Source organism: Nostoc sp. XA010, assembly GCF_020829625.1.
GTDB lineage: Bacteria > Cyanobacteriota > Cyanobacteriia > Cyanobacteriales > Nostocaceae > Nostoc.
Window position 1 is genome coordinate 1 of record NZ_JAIVFX010000035.1, and the last position, 12,615, is coordinate 12,615.

Sequence of the window (12,615 nt, forward strand, 5' to 3'; positions counted from 1 at the left end):
TGCTACCCACTCCAAAGCCTCTGCCATCGTCTTTAATCTGTAAGATACACTGTGTCTGGTTGTACACTAACTCAACCCGAATTTGGCTGGCATAAGCGTATTTAATCGCATTGGTTAATGCTTCCTGCCCAATCCGTAGCAAGTTATTCTCCACTTCGCCTGGCAAGGAATAGGCTGTGCCTTTTATTTCGTAGATCACAGAGGTATCAGCAGCAGATCTCATTTGAGCCACAAGGCGATGAAGGGCGCTATGTAAATTGCCCTCCTCCAATAGCTGAGGACGGAGTGCTGATACGGATCGCCGTGCCTCAGAAAGCCCAACGCGTGCCAGTTCATCAATCATTTCCAGATGTACTTGGGTTGCTTCCGGGTCATCCGCCAGCACTTGTGTTACTGCTCCAACTTGAAGCAGAATACCTGTGAAAGATTGAGCTAGTGTATCATGAATTTCTCGTGCCATCCGGTTGCGTTCTTCTAGAATGGAGGCTTGCTCAGCTCGTTTGCGTTCACGTAGTGCAGCGTCTCGCTGTTCGCTAATATCCAGAATTACCCCCAACATTTGCACTGGCTGTCCGGCTTGGTTATAAATGCCTCGACCTCTGCCAACTAGCCAGTGAATACTATTATCTGGGTAAATCACTCGGTATTCAGCTTCAAAATCAGTATGAGTTGCTAGAGCAGTTGTAACTGCTTGCTCGACCCGATTAATATCTTCTCGATAAACACGATCACGCCATGCCTGATAGCTGCTCTCAACCTCACCGGGAACTAACCCCAGCAATCGAGCATGATTGTCGTTCCAATTTACTGTGTTCTCCGTGATATTCCAGTTCCAACTACCGATGTGCGTGAAGTCCATCGTCAGCCTGCGTTGCTCTTCACTCTGTCGCAAGGCATTCTCCACTCGTTGGCGCTCTTCAATTTCTTGCAAAAGGAGCAAAGTCCGCTCAGTGATTTGCTGTTCTAACGTTTGGTTGTAGTCGGCTAGAAGTTTCTCTGCTTGTTTGCGCTGAGTGATATCTTGAAAGGCTACAATCGCATAAACCACATTGCCCTGTTCGTCAAAGACTGGAGTGCCCCATACCTCAACTGGAATTGTTGCGTTATTTTGGCGAATTTCTATGTCATCAACGGTGGTGCATTCGCCGCTCAACGCCCGGATAACTGGCAGTTTTTCAGTGGAATAGATTTGATCCGTTCCCGTTACATAAAATTGATAAGCCTCTGAGATTTGCTCCGCTGGCACAGCAGGATCAATTCCTTTACCCATGAGTCGAATGCCCCGTTGATTGGCATAATAAGGGCGGCCCTCTGCATTGACGATGCCAATGCCCACCGGAACTGCTTCTAGAAATTGAGTCATCCTGCTTTCGCTCTCACGTAGCTTTACATAGAGTTTGGCATTTTCGATCGCAATAGCGGCCTGAGTCGATAGCAGATTTAAGACTTGCGATCGCTCCGGTGTAAAGGCTCCAGCCGCTAATTGATTTTCTAGATACAACACGCCAACGAGCTTGCTTTGATTCAGCAGTGGCAAACAGAGCAGTGACTGAGTTTGGTTGCGTTGAATGTATGGATCGTTGATAAAATTTCCTTCACGAGTTGCATCATTAAAGATGACAGCTTGATGAGTCCGTATCACATACTGAAGGATTGATTCGGGTAGACGATTTGCAATTGGAACTGATTGTAGCACTCGTGTCGCACAAACCTGTTCACCATCATTAAATTTACAAGTAGCTTCGATCGTCCATTCTCCTGAGTTATCCAAAAGCAGGCATCCAGTTTGTGCCCCAGCATTTTCAATTAGAATCTGCATTAGAGAACTGAGCAACTGCTCCAGTTCAATTTCACTTGAAATTGCTTGTGATGCTTTCATCACCGTCGCTAAATCGAAAGCGATATTTGGGGTATTCGAGGTAGTTCCAGCAGTAGTGCGGATTGGCGTGGAAGTCACACTGGACGACTGAGGGAAAAACTGTGGATAGCGAGTTTCTAAATCTTTGACCTTTGCTGTTGCACCCCATCGCTCATAGCAGTAGTGGGCTTCCTTCATGTAGAGTTGGGCAAACTTTTCTCTACCACGAGATAAGTAATGTTTGGCGGCTAATTCATAAGCTAACGCCTCTTCCTGGATATATTCATTTTCCCTCGCTCCTTGAATTGCTTGTTCATAGAATTCCTCTGCTTCAAACCACTGACTTAGAACTCGTGCAATCTCTGCTTGCACCAGATAATATTTATGCAAACAATTCATTGGCGCATACTGTGCCCATTGCTTCATTTTTTCCTGACTAACCGTAACTTTTTTAAGGAGTTCCTCCTGCACTTTAGTGGCGCTTTCAGAGTATATGGCGAGTCTTGCCAGTGCATCATATAAATAGTAAAAAGGACCAAGAGGTGTGCCTGTTATTCGGATTAAATAACGTTCTGCTATGGTTGAGTTTTTAACTGCCTGAGCATACTCAGAAAATAGGTAGCATAGGAAAAGTTTATGGAAATAGACAACAAAGATTGCCGTTCCATCATTTGTTACTTCATGTTGTGGCAATCCATTTTCTTCATTGTAGAATTCGCCAACTAGGCAAGTTGGGCTGACAGAAAAGCCCATCAAATTTGCGGTCGCCTGCTGATATATTTGGTTCCAGGTTAGCGCCGTTTTCTGTTTGATTTGACGAATTGCTTCATTGTATTTCGTCATCTCGCGCTCAACTTCTACGAGTTCCTTTCCAACTGCGTAGAATTGGAAGCAATAACAATGAGCACAATAAGCAGCAAACTCTAAATCTCCAACTTCTAAACCTCTTTGGTAGGCTTCTAGCAAGGGCTGGGTTGTGTTTCTAATATGCTCTTTCCAATGAATAATAAAGTTATTCACAATGACTAATGTTCTAGCTCTGAGAAAATGAACATTAAGGTGTGACAATAGATTTAGCGCAAGTTGTCCAAACTCGTACCCAATCTCAATGTTCCCAATCGTTCCACAAAGAATTAATCCGTAAAATGCATAGGCAAAGGGAGATACAACAGCATTACCAGATTGAATTGATAAGTTTACTTGTTTAGACACAAGCAGAGGCATCAAATCAGGAGCCGCAACATAGGCAGCGATCGTGATGCTTGATAAGATTCGCATCGCCGCCAACTTGTCCGGTTCGGTCATTTCCGGCAAATGGAGCAAGTCCTCGATTGGCTTCTCGCCAATGAGTGATGTGATTGTGTCTAGCTCAAGCTGAATGTCTGACTGAGTTGGCGTTTCAGGAAAACTGATTCCCAGTTGCTGCAAAACTTGCAATCCAGTGTTGATTGCTTCTAATGGCTGGTTCTGCGCGATGTCAGTTTGAATTTTGACTTCGTAAACTTTCCCGATGTCGAGAACCGTTTTGGCTGCTTGCAGAACAACCACTACCCAGGATTCTACCTGCTCAAAATCGCCACACAAATACGCGACTTCTGTTGTTTCTAAATATAAATCTAATGTCAAGTCATAGTTTGTTTGCCAGCTAGAAGCTGCTAGCCAAACTCTTGATGTGGCTAAATATTTTTTAGCCATACTATAGGCGATCGCAGCTTTTGCTTTCTGTCCTGCGATTAAATTTAATCTAGCAATTTCATTGCGTTCTAGTTGATCTGTGACAATCTCAATTCCATGATTAAGATGAGCGACAATTTCAAACAGTCGGTCTGATAGTCTCTCTGGCAAAGTTTTTCCGAGGAGATTGCGACCAATTTGTAAATGAACAATTTGTTTTTGCGACTCATCGATTAAGGTGTATGAGGCTTGCTGCACACGATCGTGCAAGAATTTATACTCTTGAATTAACAAATTTTCATCTAATTCAGATAGTGGTTGAATTAATCCAACTTGTATGGCTGTTAGTAAATCTTGAAAAACCGTTTCAGGTGGTTGATCATAAACAATCGATAGAGTATCTAAATTAAATTCAGCGCCGATGCAAGCAGCTAACCGGAGAATTTGCTGTGTATTTTCTGGCAGTTTCTTCAACTTGTGAAGCATCAACTCCACAACATTATCAGTGATATCTTGGGCTTGGATCTGAGCTATGTTCCACTCCCAGCTTAAGTATTGGGCATCGAAGGTCAATAAATTTTCGCTATGCAGCATTCTCAAAAATTCACTGACAAAGAAGGGATTGCCGTCAGTTTTATGCAAAACTAACTCAGCTAAGGGACGAACAATGTCTGTATTCCGATGCAGCGTCTCGGCAATCAACTGATTCAACGGCAAGAGCGTTAAAGGTGCTAAGATAATTTCCTGAAGCACTGCCCCTTGTTTTCGCAGTCTCTCTAGCATTAATGCTAATGGATGCGTTAAATTTACTTCATTATCTCGATAGGCTCCAATTAAAAATAGTGATTTGGTTTGCTCATCCAGCAGCATCAACTCGATTAACTTCAGCGTTGCTGAGTCTATCCACTGCAAATCATCTAAGAAGATCGTCAAGGGATGTGATTCTGAACAAAACACCCGCACAAACTGCCCAAAGATTCGATGAAAGCGATTTTGAGCTTCAGTTGCTCCAACGGATGGTACAGGCGACTGCTTGCCGATAATTAATTCAACTTCTGGGATGATATCAATGATGATTTGTGCGTTATTTCCCAAAGCTGTAAGTAAGAGCGATCGCCACTGTTGCACTTTGTCATCAGGTTCACCCAGCAATTGCTGCACCAATTTTTGCAGGGCAGATGCGATCGCGCTGTAGGGAATATTGCGCCCAAATTGATCGAATTTACCAGAAATAAAATAGCCACGCTTTTGGGTAATTGGTTTATAAATTTCCTGCACTAACGCAGATTTCCCAATGCCAGCAAAGCCAGATACCAGCATCATTTCAACTTTGAATGTTGAGTTGCTATTTCGTTCCTGTTCTAAAGTTTTTTCTGCATGGCTTTGTGAAGAAGCAACGCGGTTAAAAGCCGCCAGTAACATTGCAACTTCCTTGTCCCTTCCATATAGTTTTTGGGGAATTTGAAACTGATCCCAAACGTCTTGCTGACCCAATTTAACACTGTTAATTTGACCGATGTCTGCTAATTGGTAAGCACAGATTTCTAAATCTGCTTTGATTCCCCAGGCACTCTGATAGCGATCTTCTGCATTTTTCGCCATCAGTTTGAGAATGATATCTGAAACTGGCTTAGGAATCGTTGTATTTATTTCATCAGGCGGAACAGGCTGTTTAGCTATATGACAATGGACTAGTTCCAGGATATCTGTTGTGGGAAACGGCAAATGTCCGGTTAGCAGTTCGTAGAATGTCACACCAAGGGAGTAAAAATCAGTGCGGTAATCAAGTAAGCGGTTCATCCGCCCTGTTTGCTCTGGAGATAGGTATGCAAGTGTCCCTTCTAAAACATGAGGACTTTTGAAAGTCGGATTCGTGCGGTTAAATTGGGTGGCAATTCCAAAGTCAATAATTTTGACAACGCCAGTATCCAGATTCAGGACTATATTTCCAGGGTTGATATCTTTATGAATGATATTGGCTGCATGGATTCTGCCTAGAATATCGCTTATAGCGATCGCAACACCGAGAAAAGTGGATAAGGGCATGGGGCAGAAGATATCTGGGCGCTTGTGCATCCATTTCTCTAGGGACTCTCCCCCAAAATCTTCTAAGAGAATCACCAGAGTCCTTTGATAGTCCTGCTGGCTGTATGCCTTGATCACTCCTTCCAAATTAAGGGAGCGGGTAATTTTATATTCCTGTCTGTAGCGGGTTATTTCAGTAGGTGAGGGATAATCAAGCTTTAGCATTTTTACGACGATCCCTACTCCATCGTCTCTGATGCCCCGGTACACTAGAGAATTGGAACTTTCATATATTTTGTTTTGGATAGCAATACCAGGTAGAACAATCATAGAGCAACTCTTGAGAGGATAATCTGGCATAACCCAAACTATACAGCAATCCAGCTATCTACATTTTTCATTTTTGAGGTTCTATTTGGTTTTGTTTATTTCTAGCCAGTTGCAGAGCCTTAACTGAACTCTGTTTAATGCTGTATCAATTATGTAGAGCGTTTCTACAGCACTCGTTTGGCAACTGGCGTAGCACGGGACACCATGAGCGGAAAGTTTTCCCTATCCCTCGTACAACTTCTTGACTGTCCCGTTATAGTGATATCTCCATTGAAACTGCAACCCAAAGACATTAGATGCCAAATTCAGTAGACCGAAATCAAATATTAAATGCGTTCCAGCTTCAACCAAGATGACTAATCGTACTTTGGGAAATGCGGCTTGCGTCCCAGGACGACTACTGGGACGACCAAAAACTCTTGCATTTTCATCGCTGTCTGACACATCAAAGCAAGTGCCATCAATTACCACAATTCGCTGTCCATTGAGAAACGCTCCTATGGTATCGGTGCTAGCCATTGGTCGCACCAACTGATGGAACAATTGGCTCATCACCCGGGAGCATCCCAATCGCTGTCTGGCTTGAGTGATTGCTGATTTACAAGGAAACCGCCAATATTTTCCCACTTCCACCCATGCTTTGGAAAGACCATCTTATTAAATTTTTCAGCACATCCCGCATCGAATCCTTTGACCAAAAGCTCATGGCAATTACAAGACTTACAATCAATTGTGCTGGTAACGAGCGCCTTCGTTCCTCATCAGCTTTTGTACTGGCGATCGCCTCTTCAATTGCCTTTGCTGGGATGGCTGTTTCAATTGCTTTAAATACGTCAGTACTTTGTATATTAGTAGACAGCAGCGAGAAATCCTTGAGATGCACCACACTCAGTTTCCATTCTTGAGAACAATGCTTAATTTACATGACTTTAAAGCTTAACTGAACTGTATTGCGTTATGACAACGAAATAAGACTTGATTTTATATGAATATCTGTGATAGTCTGCCTTTATTCATAAACTACAGTTATTTTGTAGATTAACCGGAGTTTTTTATTACACAGTGTGCATCAAACGGGAATCACGCATTATGCCAAAAGATTGGTATGAATGGCACGACCTATACGACACTGAGCCAAAATTGCAGCAGCGTCTAGAAATCGTGCAGGAATATATTGCTTACAGCTTGAATGCGTCGCCATCTGGAACTATCCGTGTCGTAAGTGTTTGCGCGGGTGATGGACGAGATTTACTAGGAACTTTAAAAAATCACTCTCGAATAAATGACGTATATGCACGACTTGTTGAACTCAGCCCCCAGTTAGTTGAGCGTGGACGAGCAACTATAGAGTCTTTGGGTTTAGCCAAGCAAATTGAGTTTATCAATGGTGATGCAACTCTTGCCACTAACTATGTAGGAGCAGTACCAGCAGATATCGTGATTGTGTGTGGTGTCTTTGGCAATCTGGCACAGGAAGTTGAACTCAATCGCTTACTAGATAACCTGAGTTTTCTGAGTAAACCAGGTGCTTTTGTCATTTGGACTCGTGGACACTCCAATGGTATTACCTACTCTGACAATGTGCGGAAAATTTTAAGTGCATCTGGATTTGAAGAAGTAAACTTCAAGCTTACCGCCACGGGAGATATGGGTGTTGGTCTTCATCGATACCTTGGTGAAAACTTGGCTGCACCTAAAGAGCAACAGTTATTTGTGTTTTCCGGCATTCCTAGTAAAGCGAGGTAAAAAATGTCTATTCAAAACACAGTGTCAACTTGGGAAGAAGTTTTAGAAACTGCTCAAAAAAATACCTCTGCGCGTAGGGTAAAGAGGCCGGGACAATCTCCTTCTACTGCACCAATACCCAGCAGTTTACATAAACTTCCTCCAAACACAGAACCGCCAGTCTTGCTTTATCGAGATACTAATTCCTGGTGTCCTTTCTGCGAGAGAGTTTGGTTTGCTCTGGAAGAAAAGGAAATTCCCTTTGCAACGGAGTTTATTGACTTAAGTAATAAACCCCAATGGTACACTGACTTAGTTCCTACAACCCTTGTCCCAGCAGCAAAAATCGAGGGAAAGTTAGTATATGAATCTAAAGATATTCTCTTGGCTTTAGAAGAAAAGTTTCCACATCCAGCATTATTGCCGGAAAATCCAGAGGAAAATGCTGTTGGTAGGCAGTTGGTTGAAGAAGCTGAGACTAACGGTTTTAAAGATATTGCTTACAAATTCCTGAGAGAAACACCTGTAGATGCTGATGAGTTGGCAAAATTACAAGCAGCATTTGAGGCGAAGTTAGATGAACTTGAGCAAGCTTTGGCTAAATACCCTGGTCCCTACTTTGTCAGTACATTTAGCTTAGTTGACATTGTATATAGCCCCCATCTAGATAGATTGGCGGCTAATTTACCTGTATACCGGGGATATCACCTCAAAGAAAATCCTCGCTTTCCTCGCATTAATGCTTGGTTTGATGCACTCAATCAGCGCCCTGCTTATCACAGGGTGAAGTCGGATAATATCACCAATAATTTATTGTTGCGTCGCAGATGGGGTGTAGAACCGGTTGGAAATCCTTTACCTCTAGATGTGGTAGATAGTGAGAAAATTCTATATCGAGCCGAAGCAGCTGAAAGATTGAGCGATAATCGGGAAGTTGCGATCGCAGATATTATTAAAAATTCTGGAGTCCAAGCTTTAGCCACAGACGGTGATTTTACCACAGTTAAGGACGCTGTTGATTTTCACCTGCGACAACTAGCTGATTATCTCATTCATGGCAATGGTGCAACTTTACCGGGTGGTCGGACTGGTGGCAAAAATAGCAGTGTTGATCCCCTATTCGCTGCTGTGGGAGCGATCGCTTTCGCATATTTGAGAAATCGTATCTGCGCTCCCCGTGATATGAGTGCTGGTGCAGCAACGGCGTTTCGCGCTGTGATCGATAAATTGTTGACTTCTGTTTATTAATTTTGTGGGCGTTGCTGAATGTATGAATAAAATCGTCTGAACCTATAGACATTTAGGTTGAATGTTGAAGAACAGTGATGGTAGTCTCAATGCAATACTTGCCGGGTTTTGGGTAAAGGGGAAGGTGGCTGGGGATAAGGGGCGGGGGGAAGGGGAAAGAAAAAACCTTTAACCCAAACCCAGTACCCTTTACCCCAAACCCGATTCTGAGTTAAAAATGCTTTACCCGAGAAGTATTGATCTACAGCTTACAACAGCAACAGTATCGGATCTGAAAGCTAGAAGAATATCTATGTTCATTGGCGAAAGATTCTTGTAGCAACAATACTTTTAATTTTGTCGACTTTAAGATAAGCTTTGTTGATTAATAAGTGACTATAAATTACGAAAATACATCGTCATGAGTCAGGGTGTATATCCAGACAATTGGAAAGAAATTGCGACAGCGCTAAAAGCTGACTGCGATTGGCGTTGTACTAAATGTGGTAAGGTCTGCTTACGTCCTGGCGAAAAACCACCCGATTGGACAAAATCCCAGCGCAAAGCTCATACACTTCAGGTACATCACTGAAATTGTGACCCTCGTGACAATCGGCTGGAGAACTTGGCTTGCCTATGTAGTGGCTGTCATCTTTACTACCATCGATTTGGACGTGGGAATATTTCTCCGGGACAGTTGTCACTGTTTGCCGAAAAGAAAGTTAGCTAGAATTTGACCGATTGCAGATTTGAGCGCTCACGTTTTTATTTTTGGGAATCATAACAGCAGGAATTGCCATCTGAAAATTAGGCTTGATTCCAACTGTTGTCGTAAAGTTGAGATAAATCAAGTAGTTTATTTTGTTCTTTGGTGTCAGATACTTATCCTGTATGGACAAATTGCTCCCAGAACCACTGGTCAAAGGCATTTATCAGCAACTACTGCCTAGATTACAAATTGAAAGTGTCAATCCCCGTAATCCCATTCAGATCAGCTATCTTCCACAACCTTGGCAGTTGCTTGGCAAAGGAAATTACGCCGCAGTAGTTTATCACCCCGATTATCCTGAGTGTGTAGTTAAAATTTATGCCCCAGGACGACCAGGCTTTGAAGAGGAAGTAGAAGTCTACCGTCGTCTAGGCTCTCATCCGGCATTTTCTGAGTGTTTGTACGCCAAAGATAGCTTTCTAATTTTGAAACGGCTTTATGGAACAACTTTGTACGATTGTATGCACTTAGGTTTACCAATTCCCAAGCAGGTGATAAGAGACATCGATGAAGCTCTTGACTATGCCCGACGTTGCTCCCTCCACCCTCATGATGTTCACGGGCGTAATGTTATGATGCACCAAGGCAGAGGATTAGTTGTAGACATCTCAGATTTCCTGCATCTTGAAGCCTGCTCAAAATGGAATGACTTGAAGAAGGCTTATTACTGGCTATATTTCCCTGTGTTATGCCCACTTCGACTCCGTGTGCCATACTCTGCCTTAGATATAATCCGCAAATCTTATCGTCTGGCAACCTCTTTCAAAACTTCCTGTTGTCAACTACTCCTAAGATTAACTCGTTTTAAATGTTTAAAACGTTAGGCTAATTTATTTTTGCAAACATTAAATATTTCTGTGCCAAAAAGTGAAAATAAAATGGTATTGCACGCTCTTGCTATTGCTTTGAGTTTAAGCGGCTCAATAATATACCTTTTGCAATAGCTAAATTTTATCAATAATTTCTGTAACACCTGCGGCTTTTGCGTTAATCAATTAGCCACTGCATTAATAAGTAAATTATCGAGGTGAACATAAAACTACCAAATAACATCGTCCATGTTATTGCCATAGTTATGAAACTTATCCACTTATGATGATGAAATCGTCGCACCTGCCAAATAATCAGTGTGAGATTTGTAGAAAGAGAAAACGCGATTATATTAGCTAGCAATAACCAATGGTCTTCAGTTACGCCTTGCATCCAAGGTATTAATGAACCTCCATTTGCGCTATCGGCGCGAAAAGCCGGATCTCTTAACGGTGAAACTTGATAAGCAAAAAGACTAGTAGCTATCGTTAAAACCAGCAAAAATATCAAACTGAAAATAGAAAAGTGCCGAATCCGTTGAAAACTTGTCATACAATCTCCTGAAATTTCAGCTAGCGCTCGCCTGATGACTACAACCAAAGCTGCTACTAACAGCTATGACATTGGTTATTTTGTTCATTTAATTTCTTCAGACCGGATCTAACTCTAAAAGGTTTCAAAGCTATTTATACAAGTTCTTACTTGAAGGCTCGAAGTAAGTGACTACAGCTAGATTTTAAACACTAAGTAGACAAAGTGAAAATAAGTTTCTCGGTTCAAAAACTCCATCTGACTCTGAAAACGCTTTACGCAAAAAACGAATAATCTTGAAGTTGGCATTACAAAGGTTAGAGGCAGCATCAGCCAGCGTATTACAGATGATCCGCGATTTTGAAAACATACCCTGGCGACCCACAAAACATAGTTGCTGGTGATGAATGTGGGTAAGAAAATCTGGGAGCAGAGGAAGTAAAACGAACAGGCAACAAAGTGAGAATTAGCTTGAAGCAATACGAGCAATTGCTTGTGCAACCTTGTCACGATTGTTATCTTGTTCATAGTTCGGCGATATTTACTTTAAGAAGCTACGCCCAAGCACTTCAGTTGCCCCCAATAGCCAAAATGAAGCCCAGTTGCTTTTATACAACTAGGCTTAAACTACATAATTACAAGAAGCGGGGTGCTTTAGATTAGACTTCTTAAACCTCTGGTAGCATCTAAAGTTAAACCTCAAACTTCGATTTAAATTTGTGCCAATTACTTTCTCATCAAAACCCTTCGGCTTGTTCTGTAGAACCCACTTCTAGCAAGAATCGCTAGAAAAGCAAACGCACCTAAACCAAACCAATTTTCCGGCTCAGGAACAGATTGTACCCCTAAAGAGGCAGAGTAAGAAAGCTCATCAGTATCAGGATCATTTTTTAAAGGTATGCTGTAACTTGCTTCAATAGTTTTCAATCCCTCTTGCGTCCAGGGGATGGAAAAGATGCCGTCTTTATTCACATCTTCTATTGATTGCCCCAAATATTCCACTAAAACATCTTTTATTGGCGCTCCGTCAAATAAAACCTGAACCTCAAGATTTTCTCCTGTTGCAACCTCAAAGGGATTTTCTAAAGGAACAATTTCGAGTTGAAGACCTAATGGCTCCTTTATCGCATCAGACCAGCTATAGAGGCTTTTGGGGTAATTAAAAGAGCGAAAGGCTTGAGTGTATTCGGTTGTTGCTTCTTTTTTAGAGATGTTTAGATACTGGTTATCCGGGGTGACAACGTAGAAGCCTCGGTCTACAAAGGCGGATAGTGCTGCAACGTCTTTGTTAGGAATGATAGATATTCCATTTGGAAAATTCTTGATTTCAATAGGGACAACTGCTTTGGTTAGATCGTAAGCTGTGAGTTCCTTAACACTTGCCGGAGTATAGGGAAGTACTGAGTCTTCCCCCTCCTCTGGATGACCGAACAATAGCGGGATATCTTCGCCCTGATTGCCAAAGTAGAGAGAGTGAGCTACAGCAGGCTGAACCATTATCGGTAAAATGGTAATAGTCAAAAGCAACTCTCTTAGCCGGATTGTAATCATTTTGCTTCTCGCTAATGTGTCGTTTTCGTATTGCTTTCGATACAGTTTATTTGCACCAAAAATAACTTTATTCAGGCATGACAGCGCAGCAAATAATTTGTTAATAAAGATAAAA

Annotated in this window: 6 protein-coding genes and 2 pseudogenes; 4 read left to right on the plus strand and 4 right to left on the minus strand. The window is 42.1% G+C overall.

Features of this window, described 5'->3' with window-relative positions:
• Both LC608_RS29820 and LC608_RS29825 read right to left on the minus strand, forming a co-directional pair.
• The coding region (locus LC608_RS29820; RefSeq protein ID WP_229557024.1) for an AAA family ATPase at window positions 1-5,887 on the minus strand (5,887 nt) is incomplete at its 3' end.
• Window positions 5,888-6,205: 318 nt separating this feature from the next.
• A pseudogene (locus LC608_RS29825) lies at window positions 6,206-6,680 on the minus strand (transposase domain-containing protein); the annotation flags it as partial.
• Window positions 6,681-6,976: 296 nt separating this feature from the next.
• On the opposite strand from LC608_RS29825, the gene LC608_RS29830 reads away from it, so the two are divergent.
• The 4 genes and pseudogenes from LC608_RS29830 (at window position 6,977) to LC608_RS29845 (ending at window position 10,432) form a co-directional block, all read left to right on the plus strand.
• The gene (locus LC608_RS29830; RefSeq protein WP_229557025.1) at window positions 6,977-7,633 is read left to right on the plus strand and encodes a class I SAM-dependent methyltransferase family protein; all 657 of its coding nucleotides are present in this window, start codon (window positions 6,977-6,979) and stop codon (window positions 7,631-7,633) included.
• A 3-nt stretch (window positions 7,634-7,636) separates the two neighbouring features.
• A complete protein-coding gene (locus tag LC608_RS29835) occupies window positions 7,637-8,860 on the plus strand; it encodes a glutathione S-transferase family protein (protein ID WP_229557026.1) in 1,224 nt (407 codons plus the stop codon).
• A gap of 400 nt (window positions 8,861-9,260) precedes the next feature.
• Window positions 9,261-9,569, plus strand: a pseudogene (locus tag LC608_RS29840) (HNH endonuclease).
• Window positions 9,570-9,730: 161 nt separating this feature from the next.
• Window positions 9,731-10,432 carry a serine/threonine protein kinase gene (locus tag LC608_RS29845; RefSeq protein ID WP_229557027.1) on the plus strand — a complete coding sequence of 234 codons (702 nt, stop codon included), beginning with the start codon at window positions 9,731-9,733 and terminating at the stop codon, window positions 10,430-10,432.
• A gap of 163 nt (window positions 10,433-10,595) precedes the next feature.
• On the opposite strand, the gene LC608_RS29850 is transcribed toward LC608_RS29845, so the two are convergent.
• Together LC608_RS29850 and LC608_RS29855 are read right to left on the minus strand one after the other, a co-directional pair.
• Window positions 10,596-10,970 carry a hypothetical protein gene (locus tag LC608_RS29850; RefSeq protein WP_229557028.1) on the minus strand — a complete coding sequence of 125 codons (375 nt, stop codon included), beginning with the start codon at window positions 10,968-10,970 and terminating at the stop codon, window positions 10,596-10,598.
• 705 nt (window positions 10,971-11,675) lie between these two features.
• The gene (locus LC608_RS29855; RefSeq protein WP_229557029.1) at window positions 11,676-12,500 is read right to left on the minus strand and encodes a DUF4198 domain-containing protein; all 825 of its coding nucleotides are present in this window, start codon (window positions 12,498-12,500) and stop codon (window positions 11,676-11,678) included.
• Window positions 12,501-12,615: the final 115 nt, after the last annotated feature.

What these genes read in the sequence shown, in the direction of transcription:
- LC608_RS29830 (WP_229557025.1), top strand. Translation starts at nt 6,977, where the DNA reads ATGCCAAAAGATTGGTATGAATGGCACGACCTATACGACACTGAGCCA.
- LC608_RS29855 (WP_229557029.1), bottom strand. Translation starts at nt 12,500, where the DNA reads ATGATTACAATCCGGCTAAGAGAGTTGCTTTTGACTATTACCATTTTA.
- LC608_RS29835 (WP_229557026.1), top strand. Translation starts at nt 7,637, where the DNA reads ATGTCTATTCAAAACACAGTGTCAACTTGGGAAGAAGTTTTAGAAACT.
- LC608_RS29850 (WP_229557028.1), bottom strand. Translation starts at nt 10,970, where the DNA reads ATGACAAGTTTTCAACGGATTCGGCACTTTTCTATTTTCAGTTTGATA.
- LC608_RS29845 (WP_229557027.1), top strand. Translation starts at nt 9,731, where the DNA reads ATGGACAAATTGCTCCCAGAACCACTGGTCAAAGGCATTTATCAGCAA.